Origin of the sequence: Lacunisphaera limnophila (genome assembly GCF_001746835.1) — a bacterium.
Taxonomy (GTDB): domain Bacteria; phylum Verrucomicrobiota; class Verrucomicrobiia; order Opitutales; family Opitutaceae; genus Lacunisphaera; species Lacunisphaera limnophila.
Genome location: NZ_CP016094.1, coordinates 2431932 through 2456073 on the forward strand (window position 1 = coordinate 2431932; position 24142 = coordinate 2456073).

Below are 24142 nucleotides of genomic sequence, written 5' to 3' on the forward strand. Positions count from 1 at the left end.
CGGATCGACGGGTTCGGATGGTCAGGATGGGGGAGGGATGTGATGCTCCCGCTCTCGTCCACAAATTTTTATTGCCGCCTGCGCCCGTCTTTATTTCCAGAATTCCCCATGACACCCCGGAACCCGGCCCAACGTGAACGCCTCGGGCTCCTGCTGTGCCTGGTGGTCGCGGCCCTGGTGCATGGCTGGCTGGCGACCCGGAACTGGACGGCGGGTTTCATGCCGGGGCATGAGTTCAGGCAGTCGCAGACCGCGTTCATCAGCCACTTTATCGACCGCGAGAATGATTTCTCGCTGCTCTACGAGGCGCCGATCGTGGGCAAGCCCTGGGTGTCGATCCTGCTGGAGGTGCCGGTCTACGAGTGGAGCGTGGTGCTGCTGAGCCGGGCCACGGGGTGGTCGCACGTGGTGGCGGCGCGGAGTATCTCGCTCGCCTGCTTCTACCTCACGTTGCCGGCGCTGTGGCTGTTGTTGGGCTGGATCGGGGTGGAGCGGATGCGCCGGGTCCTGCCGCTGGTGCTGATCCTGACCTGCCCGGTCTATATTTTTTATTCGCGGGCCTTTCTGATGGAATCGATGGAGCTAATGGCCTGCGCGTGGTTCCTCGTGGGCTTCGTGGGGATGATGGAGCGGCGGCGCTGGCCGTGGTTCGTGCTTACAACCATCGCGGGCACGGCGGCGGCGTTGATCAAGAGTGCGACCTTCGCGGTCTGGCTGCTGCCGGCCGCGGCCTATGGGGCGTGGCAACTGGGTCGGGACCTGCGGGCGCGGGCCGGGTGGGGTCCGATCGTGGTGACGGTATTCTGGGGGCTGGCCGGGGCGATCGTGCCGTTGGGGGCGCTCCGCCTGTGGATCGAGCTGACGGATCCGATCAAGGCCAACCATGCCTCGGCGTGGATCTTCACCTCGGCGAATCTTTCGCTGGGCAACTGGGGGCTGAACGACCTGTCGGCCCGGTTCTCCGCGGCGACCTGGGGGACGCTGCTGCAGCGCTGGCAGGAGGCGCTGATGGCGCCCGCGTTGATTGGGGTCGCCTTGCTGGCCGGGCTGGTCGCGTTCCCGGCCCAGCGGGTGCGGGTGGCCGGGCTGGCGGCCGTTTTCTTCCTGGCGCAGCTGCTGTTCCCCTTCGCCTATGCCTACCAGGAGTATTATTTCTATGCTTGCGCCGTGTTCCTGCTCGCGGCGCTGGGGGCGGTGCTCGGCGGCGTGCTCGACTCGCGCCTGCCGCGGTGGGCCGCCTGGTTAGTGGTGGCGGTGCTGCCGCTGGCGCAGCTGCATAATTATGGGCGGGTGTATTATCCCCAGCAGATCATCCCCTCGCCGGGCGGGCATCCTTTCACGCTGGCGTTGCGGGACCTGACGCCGCGGGAGTCGGTGATCGTCGTCAGCGGCGCCGACTGGGCGGCCATCATCCCGCTGTATGCGGAACGGCGCGCGCTCATGATCCGGAACGGCCTGGAGAACGACCGCGCGTACCTGCAACGGGCCTTTGCCGACCTGGCGGACGAGGAGGTGTCGGCCCTCGTGCTGCTGCGCGAGTACCGGTACAAGCCGCTGGTGCGCGAACTGGCGGTGGCGGCCTTCGGGCTGGAGAGCACGCCGACCTTCTCGTACGCCGATGTCGATATCTACTGTAGCCGGCGCCTCGGCCAACGGGTGCGGCAGGGGCTCAAGGAGCGAGGGAACTACAGTGCGCTGATCGTGCCGTCGACGGAGGCCGCGGCACCGGTCGAGACCGGTGTGTTCCGCCTCAATGCCGGGGTGGCACGCACGGAGCTGCGGGCGGTGACGCCGACCCCGTTCCAGGGTCGGTTTGACTATGGGCTGGGCACCTTCCCCTACGAGGGGCGGACGGTGATCAACGCCCACCCGCACAGCGAGCTCTGGCTGCGTGCGCCCGGCGCTTCGTCGCGTATCGAGTGGGATTACGGCATGGTGGCCGCGGCCTGGGAGCGGGCGGGGGACAAGTCCGACGGGATCGACCTGGTCATCACGGGGCTCCGGCCGGGGCAGGGCGAAAGGGAGCTTTACCGGCGGCGGCTGGATCCGGTCGCGCGGCCCGCGGACCGGGGCTTGCAGCGCGAGGTCATACCTTACGCGCCCCTGCCGGGTGAGTTGTTGCACTTCAGCACCGGGCCGGGCGGGAGCCTCAGCTACGACTGGGCCTACTGGGCGAGGATTGAGGTGAAATAGGACCGGCGCCGGCTCAGCCGGGGCGCAGCGCCGCGGTGGCGGCCAGGGCGAGATGACGCGCCATCACCGCCGGGGCGGCAAATTGGTTTTCCGCCCGGGCGCGAGCACGGGCCGCGAGTTCACGGCCCACGGTGGGGGTCGCGAGCAGGCGGGCGAGGCCGTCGGCCCACGCGACGGTGTCGCCGGGTGGCAGCAGGCAGGCCTCGAGCCCATCGCGCACCAGTTCGGGCACGCCATGCACGGCGGAGGCGATGATCGGGACGCCGAGGGCCATGGCCTCGAAGACGACCCGCGGCGACGATTCCTCGTAGCTGGAGCAGGCGAACAGATCGGCGGCCAGGTAATAGCGCAGGTAGTCGGTGGTCTCGGGGTGGACGAGCAAGTTGGCGTGGCCGAGATCGGCCAGGGTGTCGGCCAGCATCGTGTCGAACGGCGTGTCGCGTCCGCCCAGGAGCAGGAAGCGGGTGCGGGCCATGAGTTCCGGGTGACGCCGTCCGAGCAAGTCCACGGCGCGGGCGAAGGTGTGCTGGCCCTTGCGATCGGACACGGTGCCGATGTTGCAGACGAGTTGTTCGCCCGGTTGGACGCCGAGATCCCGGCGTAGCGCCGCGCGATCCTGCGTCGCGGCCCAGGTGTCCAGCGCGGCGACATCCACCCAGCCGGGCGTGAGCCGGTGCCGCTCCGGCCGCCCGTAGCCGAGGTGGCAATTCCGGGTGGAGGCGGTGGTGAAGGACACGAGGTCGGCCAGGGCGAAGGCTTCCTCGGTGAGCGAGATGACCGGGGGCGGCACCCGCTGGCCGTAGAAGGAGGCCGGAGTCGTGCTTTCGTGGACGTAGAACAGCACCGGCCGGTCGGCGGCCTTGGCGGCGTGCACGGCCCAGAAGGTGGTGAAGCTGTTGGCAATCACGAGATCCGCGGCGGCCCAGTCGGGCTCGGCCGCCAAGTCGGCCAGAGCGCTGGTCGCGGCCGCGGGCGAGCCGGCCTGCATGACCGAGGTGCAATCGAGGATCCGCACCGTGGCGCCGAGCGACTCGAAGGCGGCGCGCAAGGGGCCGTCCTCAGCGCTGACCACCTGCAGGCGGGCACCGGCGGCGGCGAGCGCGCAGCCGAGCTCGAGGAGAAAGCGCGGCGCACCCTGCAGGCTCAGGCCGTGGGTGGCCAGCAATACGCGCGACGGGAGCGGGGCGGCGGCGCGGGCGGGAGCTGTTACCAGGGCAGGGACAGTGGGCGCGGGACGCAGACGGGCACTCGCCGCGTGCGCGGTACGCAGCTCGGAAACGATGCGATCGAGATCGGCGTCGCGGGCCACGGACATTTCGCGTTTTGCCAAGGCCTGTTCCCAGGCGGTCAGCGCGGAGTCAAAGGACGCGGTGGCCGGGCCGGGGTCCTTTTCCGCCTCCTGCGTGTGCAGCCGGGTCCGCACGACCGGGCCGAGGTGCAGGCTGCCGTCCTCCAGCTCGGCGTAGATCCTGAGGCTGACGGGATTCGGCAGTTGTGCGGGGACGTCCACGAGACCGATGAAACCGCAGGCCCGGGCGTGGGGGTATTGGGTGTAGAACGCGGCCGGGCCGGGCGAGGGTTGGTGGATGGCCAACAGTTGCCAGGATTGCAGATCGACGGTGGCGAGGATGCGGCGGATGCGCTGCGTCGGGTGGAAGAGATGGCCGAAGGCGGGGATGCGCCCGAAGCGGCAGCAGCAGACGGAGGCTGGCTCATCCACGAAACCGATCAGCGGGGTCGGCGCATCGCGCAGGACGCGGGGCCACGGGAGTTCGTCGGCCAACTGGGCGGCCAGGCCGGCGAGGGACTCACCCGGGTGGCGGGCGGCGGCGCGCAGGAGCTGGCGCAAGCCGTGGCCATGATCGATCCAGCGCAGAGGGCCACGGGGAATGGCGAAGTCAACCGGCGCCGCACCGGCGGCAATGGTCCAATTCACAATCTGGAAGGGGATCCAGCGACCCTCGATCGTCAGCGCCTCGAGCACGGTCTCGCGGTCGCTTGCATTGAGTTCCACGGCGATGGCGAATTCCGCCAAGGCGACGGGGCGGCCGGTGTGGAAGTGGGTGGCAAGGTCGGGGCGAGGGAGGCCATGCACGCCGGCAAAGATGCGGTCGCCCACGCGGGCGCGCACATCGACGAAATGCCCGCCCGGTTTCGGCCACACCCAGCCGCGGACCAGGTGGCGGCCCGGGGGCAGGGTGGCGCCCGGGGAGGGTGTTTCGAGATGGCTGAAGCTGAAGGCTGTTTCTGGCATCGGGCGCGGGACGGGTTCAATGGAACGGCACGGCCGCCACGGTGCGAATCAGATCGGCATGGAGCGGAAGCAGGCGGGTGGCGTCGAACCGGGCAGTGACCGTGGCCTGGGCTTTTTGCGCGCGGGTCCGATCCCCGCGCAGATGCGCCTGCAGCGCGGCGAACATCGCCTGGGCGAGTCGTTCCGCATCCCCGGGGGGCACAAGCCAGGCTTCGTCCTCCGCAAGGATCTCGGGAATGCCGTCGACCTGGGTCGACACGATGGACCGGCCGAAGGCGGCGGCCTCCAGCACCACCCGGGGGAAAGCCTCCTCCAGGCTGGAGCACACGCAGACGTCGGCGAGTTGGAAGAACGCGTACGCGTCCGGGGTCTGCGGGAAAAGCTGCACGCCCGGCAGCGATTGCGTGGCGAGGGTGTGTCGCAGGAGATCGGTGTAGGCGTCGGGCCCCTCCTTGGCGCCGACCAGCAGGAAGCGCAGGGGGGTGGTCTCCGGGACGAGTTGCCGGAGGCGGGCGATCGCGGCAAGGAAGACGTGCTGGCCCTTGCGGGGCAGCAGTGAGCCGATGTTGGCAAAGATGATGGCATCGGCCGGCAGGCCGTGGGCGTGGCGCAGTTCGCCCGGGGTATGGGCGGCGGCGTAGGCGCGAATATGGCTGACCTCGATCCAGCCGGGCAGGACCCGGAAATGGCCGCGGCCGGCGAGCGCGGCGTGGGCCCCTTGGGCCGCCCGGGCGGAAAAGGCCACCCGGGTGGCAAGGGTGAAGGCCTGTTCGATTCGCCTGATCGCGGCCGAGGGCAGCTGCAGGGCAAAAAAGCGCCGGGCGGCGACGCTTTCGTGCACATAAAGGAGGGAAGGCCGGCGCAGTCGCGCGGCCAGGTGTATCGCCCAAGCGGCGACCATCGTGTTGGCAATCACGACGTCGGCGCCGGCCCAGACCGGGTCGGCGGACATCCGGTCAAGCGCGCGGGCGTGGTGGACGTCGTCAGCGGCCGTCAGGAGCGGGGCGGCATCCACCAAGGTGACCGGCAGGCCGGCGGCGGTCAGCGTGGTGCGCAGGGGGCCGTCCTCCGGGGAAACCACCCGCACGCTCCAACCGGGCAAGGCGGCGAGATACAGGGCGAGTTCGCAGGCGATGAGCGGAGCGCCCTCCCGATTGAGGTTGTGCGTAACGAGGACGACGCGGTGAGCAGCGCTCGGATTGGGGGCGGGGTCGGTAATCGGGCGGGGCAGCCGGTGCGCCGGTGCGCCGGTGCGGTATTCCTGCCAGGCGCTCCGCATGACGCTCCAGCCGCCGCTCCAGCCCGCCCGGCGGAGGTCCCAGGCGGCCCGGGCGAAGGTGACAGGAGAAAATTCGGGCAGATCCGTACCGCGTCCGCTGACGACCGCAGGCTGGAAACGGTGGAGGAACACCAGTTCCTGCCGTCCGTCGGCGAGGCGGGCGAAGATGCGGAGCGCGAGCGGGCGGGGCAGCTGGGCGGGAACCGGCAGGAAACCGGCAAAACGCGAGGAGGCGCCATCGACCAGGCCGGGAAACACGGCATCCGCATCGGGCCGGGCGAGGCCGTGCACCAGGGGCAGCGGGGAGGCGGAGTCGAGGAAAGCGGTGAGACCTAAGATCCGCTGTTCGCGATGGGCGATCCAGCCGCTGACCAGCAGGTGGTCGTATTGCACCGCGGCGACCGCGGCGATTTGCTCGAGCGCCCCGTGGAACGGAGGGCTGGGCAGCACGGCGAAAGTGCCGATGTGCGCGGCGGTGGCGACCTCGCGGGCGAGGGCGGCCCCGTCCTCGTCGGGCCGGGCGTGCCGGGCCCGCAGCAGACCGAGCAACGCTTGCGAATCGGGCGGCGGGGGCGGGGCCGGCGCGCTGGTGCCGGAGGAAGTGACGGCGCGGTGGAAGATCTCCGTCCAGCGGCCATGCTGGTCGCAGACCTCGATGCGCAGCGTGCGGGCGCCGGACACCGGTTGGATCAGGAAGGTAAAACCGGCGTGCGGCGGCCCGGCTTGGCCGCGTGCGGCGGCCTCCCGGTCCGGTCGCGGCAAACCGCAGAGACCGAGGAATGGCCGGGGGCCGAGCCAGGCACGCACATCGACCGGTACGAGGTTGGCGGCCGAGGTGACCCAGCCCGCAAGCCAGAAGGGCCCGGTCGGGCAGACCCAGTCCACGGGATGAATCTCGATTGCGGACTGCCAGTCGGGCGGTGCCATGTGGGAGTTCAGCCCAGCCAGGCCTCGCGGATCACCTGCAGGTGGCGCGGCAGGGCGCGGCTGTGATGGTAGGCGCGGGCGGCGCGGGCGCGGGCCAGGGAGATCATCTTCCGGTCGCCGGCCAGATGGTCGGCGAGGGCGAGCTTCAGGGCGGCGGCGAGCTTGTGCTGGTCGCCGGCGGGCACGAGGTAGGCCTCGTCGGTGTTGGTGAGCATCTCGGCGATGCCGTTGACGTCGGTGCTGACGATGCGGTTGCCGAAGGTCATCGCCTCGAGAATGACGCGGGGGAAGGACTCCTCGAAGCTGGTGCACACGAGCAGGTCGGCGAGCCGGTAGAAATCGTAGATGTCGGGCGTCTCGGGGAAGACCTTCACGGTGTCCTGCAGCCCCATGAGCGCGATGTCCTCCTGCAGGGTCTCCATGTAGAGGCCGGGGCGCGCGCCGACCATGACCCACTGGATCTTTTTCCCAGGGTACAGGGCGGGCAGTTCCTTGCGGAGGAGGTCGATGCCGCGGATGTAGATGTGCTGGCCCTTGCGCTCGCAGATGGAGCCGATGTTGACGACGACGACGGCGTCGGGGTCGAGGCCGTGCTTGCGGCGCAGGGCGGCGGGCTCGTGGGCGGCGGCGAAGGCGTCGATGCGGTCGAAGTCCACCCAGCTGGCGAGGAGGCGGAAGTTGTCGTTGACGTTGAATTCCTCGTGGAGGTCGCGGGTGGAGGTGGCGGTGAAGACGACGCGCGTGGCCAGCCGCAGGGCCTCCTCGGCGACCGGGTGCATCAGCGGGGGCAGGATAGATTCGAAGAAGCGTTTCACCGGCTTGCTCTCGTGGAGGTAGAACGCGGAGGTCTTGCCCAGATGCGCGGCGAGGTGCACGCCCCAGAAGGTGAGCAGGGTGTTGCAGAGGAACAGGTCGGCGTCGTCCCACGCGCGGGTGCCGGCAAACGTCTTCAGCGCGGCGGCGAACTGCTCCGGGGTCTTGGCGCCGGTCAGCGGGGTGGCGTCCCAGATCTCGACCTTGAAGCCGGCGGCCTCGAAGCGGGCGCGGAGCGGGCCGTCCTGGGCGGAGGCGATGGTGAGCTGGACGCCCGGCTGGGCGGCGAGGTAGCGGGCCAGCTCGAAGAGGAAGATCGGCGCGCCCTCGAAATTCAGGTTCTGGGTCAGGGCGATCGCGCGGAAGGGCCGGGCGGTCTCGGCGTGGCGCCGGTGGTAGGGATTGAGCGGCAGGTTGCGCGGCGGGAAGTGGAGCGCCTCGCTGTGGTAAGGGTCGCGGCGGGTGCCGTGTCGCGCGAGGTACTCGAGGTGCTCGCGCTCGGCGTAGACGGTGCCGCGGGAGGCGCTGCCGACGTGGCGCAGCACGGCCGACGGACTAACGACGGTGCGGAAACCGGCCGTGCCGGCGCGGAGACAGAAGTCGACATCGTTGTAGGCGACCTGGAGTTTGGGTTCGTCGAAGCCGCCGAGCTGGCGGTACAGGTCGGTGCGGGTGAGGAGGCAGGCACCGGTGACGGCAGAGACGTTGCGCGCGGCGTGGGGCAGGAACAGGTAACCGAGGTCCTCGGCGGGCTCGCGCTCAAAGAGCACGTGCGGCAGGCCGTCCTCGCGACCGAGCGAGATGCCGGCGTGGTTGATCGTGCCGTCGGGGTACAGCAGCTTCGCGCCGACGATGCCGACGCCGGGCACGGTGAGCCAGCCGACCATGTCCTCGAGCCAGCCCGGGGTGAGCGCCTCGACGTCGTTGTTGAGGTGAAGGACGAGCGGGGTGTCGGCGCGGGCGGTGCCGAGGTTGACGAGGCGCGAGTAATTGAAGCCGGTGGTGGCCGGTGTGCCGGCCTGGCCGGCGGCGGCGAGGGCGGCGGACGCGGCCGTCTTGGGGATGGTGATGCCGGCATCCGGCGCGCGGTCGGCCGTGGCCGGGGCGCGGAGAACCTCAACGCGGAGGTCGGCGCGCGCGGGCAATTCCTGCAGATAGGCAAGGGTGGCGGGGTCGTCGGAGTTGTCGTCCACGATCACGACCTTGACGGACTCGCGCGGCGTGGTGCGGGCGAGCGAGTCGAGACAGGTGCGGAGGAGATCGGCGCGGTTCCGCGTGGGGATGACGATGGTGACGGGGTTTTCGCGCAGGAGGGCGGCGTCCCATTTCAGCTGGTGGAGGCAGAGCGCGTAGTGTTTGGCGAATTCCGGCAGGACCGGTTCCGCGCGGAGGCCGCGGCGGGTGACGGCCTCGGCGATGCCGTTGCGGGCGGCGGCGAAGAGGTAGCCCTTCTGGTCGCCGCGGGAGGCGGTGCTTTCGGCGTGGGCGCGCCAGTGGTAGCCGACGAAGGGCACGTGCACGACGTCCTGGGCGTCGATCAGATCCCAGCAGCGGAGGAAAAGGTCGATGTCCTGGGCGCCGTTGAACTCGGGCCGGAGACGCCCCGCCTTTTCCACGATGTCGCGGCGGATGACGGTGAGGTGGTGCGTGTAGTTGTGCGTGATCGCCATCTCCGGGCTCCAGCCGCCCTTGAACTGCGGGTCGAAGCGGCGGCCGGTGTCGTCGATCTTGTCCTCGTCGGTGTAGAGATAGCCGGCGGTGGGGTGGCGGAGGATGGCCTCGGCGACATGGAGCAGGGCGTCGGCGGGCAGCAGGTCGTCGTGGTCGAGCAGGGCGACGAAGGTGCCGGTGGCAACGTCCAGGGCGGAGTTGGTGGCGCGGGAGATGTGGCCATTTTCCGGGCGGAAGACGGGCTTGATGCGGGCGTCGGTGCGGGCCGCCGCCTCAAGCAGGCGGCGGACGTGGGGTTGGGGCGAGGCGTCGTCAGCGATGCAGAGTTCCCAGCGCGGGTAGAGCTGATCCTTGAGGCAATCGAGGAGCTCGCGGAGGTATTTCTCGGGCGTGTTGTAGGCGGGGACGACCACGCTGATGAGCGGGCCGCCGGCCTGGACCGCGGTGGCGGCGTCCTGCTGCAGGACGGTGTGGAGGCGCGGGGTGAGGCGGTTGTGCCAGCACCAGCGGGTGTAGGGATCCTGGTCCTTGCGGCGGACGATGGCCGCGGGAATTTTGGCCTCCTCGCCATGGCTGAGCACCGAGGCCAGATGCGTCCGGAGGCGGGCGATCTCGGCGCGGGTCTCGGGCCAGCTGTCGAACTCGTAGCGGCCGAGGAGCCGGCCGCGGAGGAAGGCGGCGACGACGCGGTAGAAGAGGAAGGGCTTGAACACGGGCACCGGACCGGAGTGCTCGTCGCGACGGTCGAGGTGCAGGCGGCGGGCGAAGGCGAGGGAGCGCGTGCCGTCGGGCGCCTCGGCGAAGATCAGGAGGTTGGCCGGGCTGGGGGTGTCCTTGCGGATGTCGACCAGGCCGTAGAAGCCGGACTTGAGGGAATTGGCGTGGTCGGGGCGGTGGCTGGCGACGTCCGGCCGATCCTTGGGGTAGACGAGGCGGTTCTCGCTCAGGACGCCGGTCGTCGCGCCGAGGCGGGCGAGGTCGTGGCCGACGCCGAAGGCCCAGCCGGTGACGCGGAATTTCTCGTAGCCGACGTTGATCCAGTAACCAGGGTTCTCGATGCAGCCGAGGAGGCGGTCGGCGACCGGGACGTCACTGTTGGCGGTGAGCACGTCACGCAGCACGGCGTCGGTCTCGCGGCAGAGCTCGCCCCACGAGGCGCGATGGAAGTGGCGGTAGAGGTGATGGAGGGTCTGGTGGACGAGGCCCGCGCGGAGGATGCGCGGCGGTTTGGCGGCGTTGGCGGGCAGGGCCCAGCTGTCGAGCGCCGTGCGGAAGAACTCGCGCCACTGCGTACCATCGTGCCAGTCGAGGGCAATTTCCTTCGCCCCACGCCAGACCTGGACGCGCTGGATGAAGCCGGTGCGGAGGGCGGCCTCGGAGCCGCCGAAGATCCTCTGGGTGTCGGGCCGTTCCAGGCCGTAGAGGCCGAGGGTGGCGCGCTTGTCGACCCGCGCGCGCAGATCGACGCAGCGCGTGACATCACCCGCGTAGAGCCAGCCGACGATCTCCAGGTGGGCGGACTCGGGCCGCCAGGCCGTGGGCCGGTCGATGTGGAACTGGGGCGGGAGCGGGTCGGGCATGCGGGGCAAAATTAAGCGAGGGCGGTGGCGGGGGAGTAAAGCCTCTTCCGGCCGGGTGGGCGGCAACAATCAGGTTGGCATCGGGAGGGGGATTTCGTTGCCTCGCGCGATGGATGTCGCCGCCCCCCGGGAGCCCTCACGCTTGGAAAGCCGCCTGGCGCTCGCGGTGTTCGTGGTGGGCCTGGTTTTTCATGCCTGGGGCATGACGGTGGGCTGGACGAGCCGGAACCTGCCGGGCGGGGAGTTCCGGCAGGCGCAAACGGCGCTATCGACGCACTGGATCAAGGCGGAGCAGAACTTCGCGCTGGCCTACCCGACCCCCGTGCTGGGCAAGCCGTGGTCGCTGCCGATGGAGTTTCCGCTCTACCAGTGGACGGTGGTGAAGGTGAGCGAGGTCACGCACTGGAGCCTGACGAAGGCCGGGCGGGCGGTGAGCATCGCGTGTTTCTACCTGCTGCTGCCGGCCGTGTTTCTGCTGCTGCGACGGTGGCAGGTGGCGCCCGCACACCGCTGGCTGGTGCTGGCGGTGGTGGTGACCTGTCCGCTCTATATTTTCTACACGCGGGCGTTCCTGATCGAGACGATGGCGCTGATGGCCAGCCTGTGGTTCTGGGTGGCGTTCGAGCGGGCGGTGGGTGACCGGAGCAAGGTCTGGTTGGCGGTCGCCGTGATCGCGGGGACGGGGGCGGGGTTGGTGAAAGTCACCACGTTCATGCTTTATTTGCTGCCGGCGGGCGTCTGGGCGCTGGCGCGACTGTGGGCCGCGCGGCGGCAGGGGTGGAAAACCGAGCTGGCGTGGATGGCCGCCGCGGTGGCGGTCCCGTTTGGCGCGACCTTGTGGTGGCTGGATTTTGCCGACGCGACGAAGGCGTTGAACCCGCTCGGGACCTTCCTGACCTCGGCGAATCTGAAGGAATTCAATTTTGGCACGCTGGCGATCCGCCTGTCGCCCGAGGCTTGGGCCACGAAAGCGCGGATCGTGCGCGAGGCGCTGACGTGGCTGCCGGCGATGCTGGTGTGCTTGCTATTGCTGCCCTTCGCGGCGCGGGCGCGGTGGCGGCCGGTCGCGGCCTGCGGGCTGTGGTTTGCCTCGGTGCTGGTGATCTTCCCGGTGCTGTATGAGCACCACGAGTATTACTATGTGGCGAACACGTTGCTGTTGTTGCTGGCAATGGGCCTCGTGTTGGTGGCGGTCCTGGAATCGCGGGTGGCGCGATGGGTGGCGTACGGCGCGGTCGCGGTGGTGCTCATCGGGCAGGGCGGGCGTTACCTGGCCTGGTATTATCCGGTGCAGCGGGCGATCAGCCCGGGCGGGGACGGGCTGACGACCTCGCTGCGCACGCTCACGAACCCCGGCGATGTGATCCTGGTGCTTGGGCAGGACTGGAACTCGATGACGGCCTACTACGCGCAGCGGCGGGCGATCATGTTCCGCAACGACGTGGCGCGGGATGGGGCGAGGGTGGAACAGGCGCTGGCCGATCTCGGATCAGACAAGATTGGCGCGCTGATCATCGTGGGCGAGCCGGACGGCGCCCAGTGGCTCATCGATCGGGCCGCGGCCCGCGGGCTCGGGCCGGAGCCGTTGTACGTGTGGCGGGATGCGCGCGTGTTCGTGCCGCAGGCGCGGCGGACGGAGCTGCTGCACTCGCTGCTCGAGAATGATTTTCACGAGGTGGCGCTGGCTCCGGGCGTCGAGCCGCCGCGGGCCAGTCTGGCCGGGAAGTGGTTCGAGATGGCGGCGATCCACCGCTGGCAGCGGAAGCCCTTCGTCGGCTTCCAGCCGGCGCCGGTGCGTTTCTTCGCCAGCTTCGGTCCGGCGATGGACGGGTCGAGCGGGCAGCCGATGTACGGGGCGCATCCGGTCACCCGGCTGGTGTTTGCCTTGCCCGCGGGCCAGCACACGCTGCGCAGCGCGCTGCAGATGTCGGTCGACGCGTACCGGCTCGACCTGACGGACGCGGAAACCACCGATGGGGTGGAGGTGAGCCTGTTCCGCCTCGGGCCCGGGGAGGAACGCACGCAGATTGGCACACGGCATTTTGATCCGCGGCACAACCGCGAGGACCGGGGCAACTTGCGGCCGTTGGAATTCACCTTCACACTGGAGGCGGCGGGGGAAGTGGAGTTGTTCTTCGGACCCGGTCCGGCGGGCAAGGACACGCGGGATTGGATCGAGCTCGGGCCGGTGCGGATTGAGTGAAGGCGGGGTACCGACCGGGCGACGAGGTTGTAGGGAAGGGCCTCGCGCTAAGGGCGCGGAGTGCGCGGAGGGGAAGGTCGTGGGAAAGGCGGGGTTCAGCCGTCGCCATGGCTTTGGCTGACACAGTCGGCGACCCCGCCCTACAGCAAACCGAGGGTCAGCGGATCTCGACCTTGGCCACGTAGGCCCAGTCGTTGGTGGGGCTGCCGGCGGGGCCGTTGCCGAGGCGCAGGTGCAGGTCGCCGCTGAAGCCGGCGGGCAGGGTGAGGTCGATCGTCTGGGGACCGCGGTCGGCCGGTTGGCGCGCGGGATCCAGCTGCCGGCGGTAGAGCAGGCGGCGCGGACCGTCGGCCGGGACGGCGACCACCTCGAGGCTGATGCCGTCGGTCACCGCCTTGCCATCCGGCGCGAACGCGGCGTCGGGAAGTCCGGCGACGGCCTGGAAGCGGCGGGCGCCCGGGGCGGGTCGGAAGACGAGTTCGGCCGGCGCGTGGGCGTTGAGGATGAGGCGGCCGTCGAGTTCGGCGGAGCCGATGCCGTATTGGCTGTGCACCGCGTGGGGTGCGGGCTGGAAGAGCGCGAGGGCGGGGCCGGTGAGCAGGTTCGCGGGCAGGCCGGCGGGGAAGGTGTCGTCGGTGAGGACGGGTGCCAGATCGAGCAGGTTGGCCGGCGCGGTACCCGCCGGCAGGTAGAGGGCGTCGTCACCGTGGGTGGCGGCAGGGGCGGGGGAGAGGCCGAAGCGGGCGGCGCGTTCGCGGATGAAATCGGGGCGGTCGCGGAGCTTGTCGCCGTGGATCACCATCGCCGCGATGCGGCGGGGCGGGAGCTGGGCGATGATGTCGTCGAGCACAGCCGTTTCGTTTTCCCGCTCGCCGGGCACCATCACGGCGCGGCGTTGAAAATAATAGGGCAGGAGCGGGTTCCAGTCGGCGCCGTAGATGAGCACCACGCCGTCGGCGGGCACGGCGTCGCGGATGAGGGCGGCGAGCGGTGGGGGCGGCGGGGCGGGGTTCCGGTGGTGGGAGTAATAGCCGCGGTAGTAGGCGTGGAACTGGAAGAGCAGGATGAGGCCGAGGGCCAGCCAGTTGGTGCCGCGGGGGAGGCGCGCATCGTCCCAGGCCGCGGCCAGCATCAAGCCGGCGGCGGCGAGGAGTAGCAGCGAGTTGGCCGCGTAGTAATAATCGTGGATGTGGTAGAGGTTGGCGAAGACGAGCGGGCCGGAGAGGAAGCCGAGCACGGCCACCCCCGCGATCCAGCGGGTGCGGGCGGGGGCGAAGGGGGCGCACAGCAGGGCGATCGCGATCGCGCCCTCGGCGAGGTTGTGGTCAACGACGGTTTCCTGTAGGTGGACCCAGAACGACCAGTCGAAGCGCAGGCCGAGCGCGCCGAAGTTCCAGTGGTGTAGTTCCCGGGCGGCGAGGAAGCCGGTGAAGGGGTTGGAGTCCTTGACGGCGTCGCCATGGCGGACCCACCACCACGCGAGGCCGAGGGAGACCACGGCGGGGATGATGGCGGCGACGAGGTTGCGCCGGACGGCGGTCGTGGGCTGCCGTAGCGAGTTCAGCACCAGGGCCAGGGCGGGCAGGCCGAACACGAGGAAGGTGGTGATCTTGGTGAGACCGGCCAACACACCAGCCGCCGTCGTGGCGAGGATCCAGAGCGCGCGCGGATTTTCCAAGGAGCGACGGAGCAGGGCGAGGAACCAAACGCTGAAGCACAGGGCCGTGGTCTCGATCATGAAGGTCCGCGCATAAAACAGGTAGACCGGAGAGGAAAGCACCACGGCCAGGACCACGAGGCGGCGGGACGGCGGGAGGGAGGCAAAGCCGAGCAGATCGTAGAGCGCGGGCAGGCAGGCCAGCAGGAAGATGATGCCGGTCAGGCGTCCCGCCTGCTCCAGCGGCAGGCCGGTGGCCTGATGCAGGGTGGCGACGATGATCTGGTAAACGGGGAATTCCATCGGCACCGACCAGGGCGGGCCGAAGAGCGGGAAGAGGTAGTCCAGCTGCCAGCCGGCGCTGGCGATCCACCAGGTGCTGAGGGCGGTCTGGAGCTGGCGGAACTCGTAGCGGTCGAGGAGGGAGGCGTGCCAGGATCGGGTGAGCAGCGCGAGCGCCAGCAGGAGCACGAGGCCGAACATCACGGCCAGGGCGCGGGGGGAAGTCCGGGAATGGTCGGTTCCGATCATGGTCAGTCGCCGGTCGAGGCGGTGGCGGCGCGGCGAATGCCCTCGTCGAGGGCCACTTGGGGCCGCCAGCCGGTGGCGGCCTGCAGGCGGGTGGGGTCGAGCCGGCTGTCCCGCACATCCCAGGCGGGGGCCGGGGTGGACGTGGTGAGGATCTTCCGGCCGGTGTGTTGCTCCACGAGGGTGATGATCTCGCGGACGCTGTGGGATTCGCCGGAGCCGAGGTTGTAGGTGCCGGGGGGCCGGCGGCTGACCACGGCGGCCAGGGCGGCGAGAAAGTCGGTGTGATGGATAAAATCCTTCCGTGCGCCGCCGTCGCCCCAGAGTGGGAGCGGCCGGCCCTCGAGCGCGCAACGGATGGCGTGGGGAATCACGCCCTGCACGCGGCCGGCGGGCACCGGATAGCCGTAGGGATTCGCGATGCGCAGGATGGTGCAGGGCAGGGAGTGGCGGGTCGCGGCTGCGTTGATTAGTCCCTCGGCGGCCAGCTTGGCGCGGCCATAACGGCCGATGGGCTCGCAGGGGTCGGTCTCGACATTCGGCCGGCCGGGGGCGTTGCCGTAGACGGCGCCGCCGGAAGAAAAAAAGATGAGGTGCGGCCGCGCGCCGGCGGGGAGCGCGGCGAGGCCGGCCAGCAGCCGGGCCAGGCGGGGCAGGTCCTCGCGTTCCTCCGTGCCGGGCTGCTGCTCGGAGGTGGCGGGCAGCGTGCTCCAGGCGAGATCGAGGAGCACATCGGCCCGGGCCAGGTGCTCTGGCCGGTCAAGTTCCGCCAGGGGGTGGCAGCCGTCGCCGTCGCGGCGCGAATGCAGGATGACCTCGTGGCCCGGCGCGCGGAAATGGGCGGCGACGAGCGCAGCCAGGCGGCCGCGGCCCCGGTGACGAACAGACGTTGCGGCCGTGAAACGGGAAGGGACATCACGGTCAGGCTGTCAGGCCGGCGTAGAAACTGGCAAGCGCCTCCGCGCTGCGGCGCCAGCTGAAGTGCTGCGCGGCGAAGGCGGTGGCCCCGGTGCCAAGGCGTTTCCGCAGGGCCGGGTCACGCCAGAGCTCCGTGATCGCCGCGGCGATGCCCGCGGCGCCGGCCTGGTCGAGGACATAGGCGTCGACTCCGTGGCGGAGCTGCAGGCCGAGATTAGTGCGGGGGAGGATGACGGGGCGGCCGAGGGCGAAGAACTCGGGGAGCTTGGACGGGAAGCGGTAGTCGTTGAAGGCGTCGGCGCGGCCGGGTTGCACGAAAAAATCGGCCAGGGCCATGAGGGGCGGCAGGTGGTGGTGGTGCAGGATCTGGCCGAGGGACAGGACGTGCGGGGCGACCTCGCCGGCCAGCGGGCCGAGAAAATCCACGGCATCGAGGCCGGTGCGCAGGAGGAGGGTCGACGAGCCGGCGCGGTTGAGTTGCAAAACGGCGGCGTAGAGCTCGCGCACCTCGGCGGCGTTGGCGGCGTGCACGTTGCCGTGATAAAACAGCACAGTGGTGCGGGGCGGGAGGCCAAGTTGCCGGCGGAAAGCACGCGGCACGGGGCGCGGGAAAAAGCAGCGGGCATCGGCGGCGGGCGTCAGGGTCAGGCGGGATTTCGCGGCGGGCACGAATTCCGCGAGGCGCTCCGTGATGTGGGTGACGCCGGTGGCGGCGGCGAGGAAGGCGCGGCTGTGGTGCGGGTGCGAGAGGTCCGGCGGCACGAGGGCGTCGAGTGTGGCATCGTCGAGGGCGTCGAGCTCGGCGAAGGACCGGCGGAGGGTGAGGGCGAGGATCTCCTGCTCGTTGTCCTCGAGGTGCACCACGAGGCGCGCCTGGTGCCGGGCGGCGAGCGGGAGGGCGAGGCGGCGGACATTTTCGCGGGTCGTCCAGGCGTGGATGACATCGGGTCCGCGGCCGTCGGGAAAGGTCACGCCCGCGGCGGCCTGCGCGTGGGTGAGCGCGGTGAAGGAGGGGCGGAGGTGGTGGGCGAGGGTGGAGGGATCGTGGGCCACGGCCACCGCGCAGCGATGGCCGGCGGCGGCGAGCTCGTTGGCGAGGCCGGCAACGTGGAGCGCGCTGTTGGCGGCGAAGCTGCCGGGCAGGATGAAGAGCAGGTTGAGCGGACGAGTCTGGATGGGCTGGGCGAAAACGGGTTGGAGCGGCGCGACCGGGAGCGGGATGCGCGGCGCGGCGAGCTCCAGGCTGGCGGCGTGATTTTCGTCGGTGGCCACGTCAACCTGCAGCAAGGACCGCGCGATCTCGACGGAGCCGTCCGCAAACCGGGCCTTGAGGCGCACCGGACCGCGGCCGGCGGAGAGGATGGTACGGCTCTTGAAACCGGCGCGGGCGGCGTGGGCTACGCCGGGATGTGCGGCGGGCAGGTCGGGCCGGCGGCGACCGACCACGCAGGAAATTTCCTGATGCCCGTAGCGGACGGACAGTGCCTGGACGGGTTGATCGTGGCGGAGGGCCCAGCCCTCGACGTGGAGGCGCCGGGTGATCGTGCCCGTGGCGGCGGGCAGCTCGATGCCGGCGCGGAAATGCGGGGGTTCGACGGCGAGGCTAAGCGCGCGAAAGCAGCGCCAGCTGCCGTCAGGCAGACAGGCCTCGAGGCGGGCCTCATAAACCCCGGCGGGCAGGCGGCCGGTGATGGTGAAGCCGCAGTGCGCGGCGGCGGGTTCGCGGGGGCGCTGCGCCGCCACATCGCGGCGGGGGTGGCGGGCGGTGAGCGGGAGGGCACCGGCGGAGGTGGCGAGGCGCACGGCGGGCGGCTCGGCGTGGCCGGCCAGCAGACACCAGCCGGTGACCGAGACGAGTCCGTCGCGGGCGTGCAGCGGGCGCGGGGACTCGATCTCGCCGTGCAGACGGCTCATGGCTGGTGGCGGCCGAGCGTGCGTTCCAATGAGCGCAGCCAGGCGGTCCAGCGCCAGCTGCGCGAGGCCTTCATGGCGCGTTGCTCGGCGTCGAGCTGATTGATCCGTTCCAGCCGGCTGGCGGATTCCGCGAGGGCGGTGGCGAGCCGGGCGGCCAGGTCGGCGGCCCGGGCCTGCTCCGCGCGGGCGAGCTCGGCCTGGGCGGCGATGAGTTGCTGGAGCTGTTCGGTCTCACCGAGGAGGTCCTGTTCGCGGCCCGTCGTGGCGGTGAGGGCGGCGCGGGTTTCCTCGAGGGCCTGGTTGGTCACGTGTTGCACGTGGCGCAGGTGGTCGAATTGCTGCTGCAGGCTGGTGCGGACGCGCTCCAAGTGCGCGGCCTCGTCGGATTTCCGGTCGGCGAGGGTCTGGGCCTGGGCAAGAAGTTGCTCGAGGGAGGCGAGACGGGGCGAGAGTTCGTCGCGGGTATCCTCCAATTCCATGATGCGGACCTGGGCCAGGATGAGCTGCTGGCGGAGCAGGTTCGTCGGATCGGCCGGCGCGGCGGGGTCGGGGTTCATGGGACGGGGGAACTCAACGTACCGGGGGTCGGAATGTGAAGCCTATAGTCGGACGCCAGGGAACGGCGGCCCTCGCGACCAGCGGCAAAGGGCGAGACCAGGGCCGCGCCCACGGGCTGGCCTGGTCGGTCGGCGGGAGTGCCGCTCAGACGAACTTCAATTTCCGCGCGGCGAAGAGGACCATGCGGAGCAGGAGCCAGCCGTGTTTCCAGCGCTGGATGTTGGTGGTGCCGTAGGTGCGCTCCTTGTAGCGGATGGGGACGTCGGCGATCTTGAGGTTCAGCCGGGCGGCGCCGAAGAGCAGGTCGAAGTCGCCGAAGGGGTCGAAGTCGCCGAAGTAAGCGCGGTTGGCGGCGACGCGGTCGTAATGCGCGCGGCGGAGGACCTTGGTGCCGCAGAGGGTGTCCTTGACGGGCTGGCCGAGCAGCCAGGTGAAGATGATGCCGAAAGCCTTGTTCGCGCAGAGATTGAGGAACTGCATGGCCTTGTCGTCCATCGGATAGACGAGGCGGCAGCCGTTGGCGAATTCCGCCTGACCGCTGGCGAGGATGGCGTAGAACTTCGGCAGCTCCTCGGGGGGCATGGTGAGGTCGGCGTCGAGGATCATGAGGATGTCGCCAGTGGCGGCGGCGAAGCCGCAGCGCACGGCGTCGCCCTTGCCCTTGCCGGGTTGCTGCATGATCTTGATTTTCAGTTCCGGGTGCTCGCGGGCGACGCGCTGGATCTCGGCCCAGGTGTTGTCCTTGGAGTGGCCCTCGACAAAGATGAGCTCGGTGCCGCCGCCCATCTGGGGGGTGCGGCGGATGGCGGCCTCGATGTTGCCGGCCTCGTTGCGGGCGGGGATGACGACCGAGACGGTGGGAAGCACCGTGCCGGCCTCCCGGTTGCCGGCTGCTGCCGGCCCCGGGCCAGTCGCCGAACCTTCGTTCTGGCTGGGCTGGCCGGCCGGTGTTTGTCCGGGCCGGTCGCCCGGCAAACGGCTGGGTCGGGCCACGATGAAGACGGTGAGGCAGAACCACTGGAGGAGCGGGGCGAGCCAGCGGTTGAAGACCAGGTCCAGCCCGGGCACCGGCACGGGCAGCAGGATGCGCGATTGGGAGGCGAGGGGGGTCCAGCCGCCGAGGTGGAGCAGGTTGACGACGTCGGCGGAGGCCAGCCAGCTGCTGCGCGGTTGCGGGCCGCGGAGGCCGACGAGCTCGGCGAGCGAGAAGAGCGGGCGCCAGAGGGAATTCTGGAAGTTCACGGCGAGCCGCGTGCCCGGGTGGGAGCAGGGGAGCAGGCGGGCGAACAAGGCCTGGACGTCGGCGGCGAGGTTTAGCGTGTCGGAGACGATGATGTAGTCGAAGGTGCCGGCGAGCTCGAGGGCCTCGCCGGCCTGGACGTGGAACTCGGCGCCGGGCACGCGGGCGCGCGCCGCCTCGATCTGGCGCGGCGAGAGGTCGACGCCCACACGGCGGGCGGCATGGAGCTGCCCCAGGAGTTCGCCGGCGCCACAGCCGATCTCGAGCACCGAAGCCTCGGCGGGGATGAGGAGGTTGTAGTAATGAGCGAGCAACCGACGGTAACCGCGGGAGGCCCACCGGCTGGCGGCCGGCGCGGCATCGTAGAAGCCCTGGATCTCATCCAGGTGCTGGCGGGTGATCTCGGGCAGGGCGGTCATGGCAGGCCTCCACTCAAGATGGCCGGTGCGGGATGTGAAGCCAATAGTCGGTCACGGCGCGCGGAGGCCGCATTTCCATAAAAACTCGATGAAAGCGCTGCGGCGAAGGTAGCGGAGCAGGGTGGGATTCCGTTCCAGTTCCTCGGGCGGGAAGGGGCGGCCGAAGGTGCGTTCGCGCAGGCGGGTGATTTCCTCCTGGCCGGTGCTGTGCATGACGGCGGAGGTTTTCTGGGCGGCATGCACGCGGAAGCAGGCGAGGAAATACGGGACGCGCACGATCTTCGCCCCCGCGGCCTGGAAGCGGAGTAGGAGGTCCCAATCCATGGCGAACTTGAAGGTAGGATCGATGCCGCCGACCCGGTCCCAGATCCGGCGCCGCCAGAACATCGTTTCCTGCGGGACGAAGTCATTGAGGCGGAGAACGACGGGGTCGTGCTGCGGCAGGAACCAGCGGGCGATCTCCTGCGAATCCTCGTTCACGACGATGCGGTGTCCATAGATCACATCGACGTCTGGATGCCGGGCGAAATAATCGGCGACATACGCGAGGGCGCCGGGCTGGTAGAAATCATCGGAGTTGATCCAGGCCATCACGTCATCGGCCGTGCCGGTGGTTTGCGCGAAGCCCCGGGCGATGGCGTCGGCCTGGCCCTGGTCGCGTTCGCTGGACCAGGCCGTGAGGCGGGCGGCGTGGGTTTTGATGTGTTCCGCGCTACCGTCGGTGGAGCCGCCGTCCCGGACGACGTAGTCACAGGCGACGCCGGATTGCTCCAGCACGCTGCGCATCGTCTCGGGGAGGAAGCGGGCCTGTTGGTAGGACGGCGTGACAATCGTCAGCTTGGGCCGGGAAGCCGACGGCTTGGTCCGAGGAAATTTATCGGGCCGCACCGGGCGGGCGGGGTAGGCCATGTGGGCCGGCATCTGGAAGAACATCAGATCCGTCCACGCGCCGCCGCCGAGCCAGAGCGGGAGGATCTGCCGTGGCACCGTGACGGTGTGCGCCGCCAGCTTGTGCCAGGTTTCACCCGCGAACCGGGCCTCGATCACGAGCGAAACCCGGCCGGTGGGCAAAGTGCCCCGAATTTCAAACCCAGAGTTGTCGTCGGGAGCCTCGGGCAGGGCGGCCCGCACATCGGGCCGGGGCAGGCCGACGACGCCATGGAGGGTGAGCTCTCCGCCCGCGCGCAGGCGGATGGCGGTGGCCGGTTGGTGGGATCCGGCGAAACACCACCCGCGGATGATCAGGGAGCGCGGCAGCACGCGCCAATCGGCCGGCTGCTCCAGGTTGAATTGGAGGCGAGCGGTGGCGGCGGATTGAACCGGCGCGACGTAACCGAGGGTGTAGTCCCCGCGGTCGGCGTCGAAGTGGGGGTTGTAGAATTCGTGGGAGACCGGCCCCGGGCCGGACGCGGCTGGTTCGTCGACGCCCGCGGCTGGGGCCACCAGGCGGGCCGTGGCGCAGACGCGGTGAAAGAGACCGCGCTCGCGCAGCAACCGGCAGAGACCGGGCCAGTCCTCGGGCTGGTCGGGCGGCAGAGACAGGATGACGGAGCGGCGGACGGCGAAGCAGTGGGGGGAGACGAGGTCCACCTCGCGGTTGCAGCGCAATGAACCGTTGTAGCCGTCGCTCTCCGCATGGAAGCCGCGCAGGACCGGCCCGCCGCCGTGGCGGCCGGATTCGCGCACGCGACCGGTGGCATCCAGCAGAACGGGGGCGACGCAGGCGGAATCGGGGAGATTGGCCAGCGTCGCCAGATCCTGAATCCAAGCGGCGCCGGCGGCCTCGGCGCCGGGCGGCAGGACGACCAACACTGCCGCGGTGCTGGCGGCGGCAGCCTGCCGGAGTTGGGCAACCACTGGCGTATCGGCCGCGGCGGGAATGAGCACGAAGCTAGGGGCCAACGGGCATTCCAGCCTCACGCGATGGCCGCCGGAGGCAACGGCCCGGCGGGGGTCGCCGGTGCGTTGCAGGTGGGCCTTTACGGCAGCGGCCTGACGGGCGTCCATATCGCCCTTCGCGTTGCCATGCAGGGCGCTGGAAGTTTCGGTGCGGCGCCAGTGATAGAGGATGCGGGGGACGTGGCCGATCCGGCCGGTGCGTTCGGACACGCGCAGCAGAAATTCAAAATCCTGCACGCCGTCGAAGGCGGGATCGAAACCCACGGCCCGGGCCACGGTCGTTCGCACGCACAGCACGTGCCCGGCATACATCACGCCGCGCAGGAATTCCGGGGAGAAGGCGGGCTTGAGGAAGGGGACGAGCCGCGCGCCGTCCTCGGTGATCTTGTCCTCGTCGGAATAGAGCGCGTCCCAGGCGGGATGCCGCTCCAGGGCGGCGGCCAGTTCGGCCAGGGCGTGGGGCCGCAGCAGGTCATCGTGATCCAGGAATACGACGAATTCCCCTTGGGCCAGCGCGAGGGCGTCGTTGGTGGCGCGGCTGATGCCGCCATTCTGGGCGCGCGTGGCCACCCGGATGCGCGGTTCGGCTTGGGCGTGGCGTTGCAGGGCCGCGGTGAGTTCGGCGGAGCCCGAGCCGTCGTCCACGATGCACAGCTCCCAGGTGCGGTGGTGTTGAGCGAGCACGGACTGGAGGCAGGCCTGCAGGAGTTTGGCGGGGGTGCGGTAGACGGGCAGCAGGATGGAAAACAGCGGACCACGGGCGGGGGCGCCGGCGGGGGGCGGGGCGGGATCCGGATCCTGTTTTTCGGCCCAAGCCGGATAGTGGGTCCAGCTGAGGCCAGCGGGTATCTCGGCCGGGGCAAGAACCCGCCAGGGTAGCAGGGTGCCCTGATCGAGGACGGCGCAAAGGGTGACGGGGGCGGCCAGCTGGTGCCGGTCCAGCTCGAACCTGAAACCCGCGCAACCCGCGCCAGACCGGTCGGCGAAATGCTGTTCCACATCGGGTCGCCGCCGCGGCTGGGCGCGGCCGAGCACGCGGCCGTCCGAAGCCAACGCCACGAACTCGCGCAGCAAGGCCGGGTCCGGGGCGCAGCACCACCCGGTGACCAGCAGGGTTGCCGGCTCCGCGTCGGACCAGCGGATATCCTCCACGTGATGGTCGGCGGGCAAGGCGGGCACAGACCAACCGGTGAGATCCAAATCGAGGAGATGTTCGGCAAGCCGGCGGATCAGGCCGAGGCGGTGGCTGCGGTAGCGGGCGAGATAGGCGGGAGAGTTCTGCTCGCACTCGAGCTGAAGCTGCCGCAACCAGAAATACAGGTGCCACGCCAAACCGGGTGAACGGGGCAGCACCGGCTCCAGCTCCGGATGATCCCGTACCACGGAAGACAAGACGCGAAAGCGGACGGCATCCTCGTGGAAGAAGTGAGTGCGGTGCGCGAATTCGGCGTCGATCAGCCCGGCCTCACCGCCTGCGGACAGCAGGATGTTGCCCGGTAGAAAATCCCCGTTGGTCCAGCGGGTGGTTGGGGGCGCGGAGGCGAGCAGGCGGTAGAGGGCGGGCAGCAGGGTGCGGCCCAGGATTTCGTTTTCGGCCGGCTGCCAGACCGGGAGCGCACGCAACACCCCGACCCAAGACTCCCATTCCTGGGTACGGGCGGATTCGGTGGAAGGTTGCGCGGTGGCCGCGAGCGTCTGGTGAATCTTTTCGACCGCGGTGCGGATCGCCAGCGGGGACAACGATCCCTCCCGCACGACGGTTTCGAGGCTGGCGCCGTCGAAGTAAGCCTCGGCCATCGCCTCGCCCGCGGACCACGGCGTATGAAAAAGCAGGGCGGGGACGATTGCGGGGCAGGCGCTGGCAAACGCTGCGTGCCGGTCGGGGAGCGGGCCCAGCTGGCGGGCTACAACGAGCTTGGCCTGCGAGCCATCGGGCAGAGTCACGACCCACGCGCTGCGTGCCGCGGGGTCCCGGCGATCGACATTGCCGCCGGTCAGGGCGCGCGGGGGCGGCTGGGCGGCGATCAAGCCGCGGGCGATGAGTTCCGGAAAGGCATCGGCTGGACGCAGGTCGGTCATCGCTGGTGGC

At 70.1% G+C, this 24142-nt stretch carries 11 protein-coding genes; 2 read left to right on the forward strand and 9 right to left on the reverse strand.

Translation table 11 applies throughout. The annotated features are described in order from the left end of the window. Positions 1–108: 108 nt before the first annotated feature. Positions 109–2193, forward strand: a complete 2085-nt coding sequence (locus tag Verru16B_RS10075) for a hypothetical protein (RefSeq protein WP_069962164.1) — start codon at positions 109–111, stop codon at positions 2191–2193. 13 nt (positions 2194–2206) lie between these two features. Here Verru16B_RS10075 and Verru16B_RS10080 read toward each other — a convergent pair whose 3' ends face one another. The 3 genes from Verru16B_RS10080 to Verru16B_RS10090 are packed head-to-tail and all read right to left on the reverse strand — an operon-like array spanning position 2207 to position 10717. After that, positions 2207–4447, reverse strand: a complete 2241-nt coding sequence (locus tag Verru16B_RS10080; RefSeq protein WP_069962165.1) for a glycosyltransferase family 4 protein — start codon at positions 4445–4447, stop codon at positions 2207–2209. Between the two features lie 16 nt (positions 4448–4463). After that, a complete protein-coding gene (locus tag Verru16B_RS10085; protein ID WP_069962166.1) occupies positions 4464–6653 on the reverse strand; it encodes a glycosyltransferase family 4 protein in 2190 nt (729 codons plus the stop codon). Between the two features lie 8 nt (positions 6654–6661). Beyond that, the gene (locus Verru16B_RS10090) at positions 6662–10717 is read right to left on the reverse strand and encodes a glycosyltransferase (RefSeq protein WP_069962167.1); all 4056 of its coding nucleotides are present in this window, start codon (positions 10715–10717) and stop codon (positions 6662–6664) included. A 142-nt stretch (positions 10718–10859) separates the two neighbouring features. On the opposite strand from Verru16B_RS10090, the gene Verru16B_RS10095 reads away from it, so the two are divergent. Continuing rightward, complete coding sequence (locus tag Verru16B_RS10095) at positions 10860–12920, forward strand: glycosyltransferase family protein (RefSeq protein ID WP_169829285.1); 2061 nt, start codon at positions 10860–10862, stop codon at positions 12918–12920. Positions 12921–13077: 157 nt separating this feature from the next. Here the strand turns inward: Verru16B_RS10095 and Verru16B_RS10100 are convergent, their stop codons facing one another. From Verru16B_RS10100 to Verru16B_RS10125, 6 genes are all read right to left on the reverse strand, one after another. Beyond that, the gene (locus tag Verru16B_RS10100) at positions 13078–15108 is read right to left on the reverse strand and encodes an ArnT family glycosyltransferase (protein ID WP_069962169.1); all 2031 of its coding nucleotides are present in this window, start codon (positions 15106–15108) and stop codon (positions 13078–13080) included. A gap of 2 nt (positions 15109–15110) precedes the next feature. Beyond that, entirely contained in the window at positions 15111–15965 is an 855-nt protein-coding gene (locus Verru16B_RS10105) for an NAD-dependent epimerase/dehydratase family protein (protein ID WP_083270258.1), read from the reverse strand. A gap of 61 nt (positions 15966–16026) precedes the next feature. Next, complete coding sequence (locus Verru16B_RS10110) at positions 16027–17937, reverse strand: glycosyltransferase (RefSeq protein ID WP_069962171.1); 1911 nt, start codon at positions 17935–17937, stop codon at positions 16027–16029. Next, entirely contained in the window at positions 17934–18494 is a 561-nt protein-coding gene (locus tag Verru16B_RS10115; protein ID WP_069962172.1) for a hypothetical protein, read from the reverse strand. The genes Verru16B_RS10110 and Verru16B_RS10115 overlap by 4 nt, the downstream gene beginning before the upstream one ends. Before the next feature lie 145 nt (positions 18495–18639). After that, positions 18640–20154 carry a glycosyltransferase gene (locus Verru16B_RS10120; RefSeq protein ID WP_083270259.1) on the reverse strand — a complete coding sequence of 505 codons (1515 nt, stop codon included), beginning with the start codon at positions 20152–20154 and terminating at the stop codon, positions 18640–18642. Between the two features lie 51 nt (positions 20155–20205). Further along, positions 20206–24132, reverse strand: coding sequence for a glycosyltransferase (locus Verru16B_RS10125; protein WP_069962173.1), 3927 nt, complete (start codon positions 24130–24132; stop codon positions 20206–20208). Positions 24133–24142 lie beyond the last annotated feature (10 nt).

Bases quoted from the DNA above. Each gene is read 5' to 3' on its own strand.
- Verru16B_RS10075 (WP_069962164.1), top strand. From the start codon at position 109: ATGACACCCCGGAACCCGGCCCAACGTGAACGCCTCGGGCTCCTGCTG.
- Verru16B_RS10080 (WP_069962165.1), bottom strand. From the start codon at position 4,447: ATGCCAGAAACAGCCTTCAGCTTCAGCCATCTCGAAACACCCTCCCCG.
- Verru16B_RS10085 (WP_069962166.1), bottom strand. From the start codon at position 6,653: ATGGCACCGCCCGACTGGCAGTCCGCAATCGAGATTCATCCCGTGGAC.
- Verru16B_RS10090 (WP_069962167.1), bottom strand. From the start codon at position 10,717: ATGCCCGACCCGCTCCCGCCCCAGTTCCACATCGACCGGCCCACGGCC.
- Verru16B_RS10100 (WP_069962169.1), bottom strand. From the start codon at position 15,108: ATGATCGGAACCGACCATTCCCGGACTTCCCCCCGCGCCCTGGCCGTG.
- Verru16B_RS10110 (WP_069962171.1), bottom strand. From the start codon at position 17,937: ATGAGCCGTCTGCACGGCGAGATCGAGTCCCCGCGCCCGCTGCACGCC.
- Verru16B_RS10115 (WP_069962172.1), bottom strand. From the start codon at position 18,494: ATGAACCCCGACCCCGCCGCGCCGGCCGATCCGACGAACCTGCTCCGC.
- Verru16B_RS10120 (WP_083270259.1), bottom strand. From the start codon at position 20,154: ATGACCGCCCTGCCCGAGATCACCCGCCAGCACCTGGATGAGATCCAG.
- Verru16B_RS10125 (WP_069962173.1), bottom strand. From the start codon at position 24,132: ATGACCGACCTGCGTCCAGCCGATGCCTTTCCGGAACTCATCGCCCGC.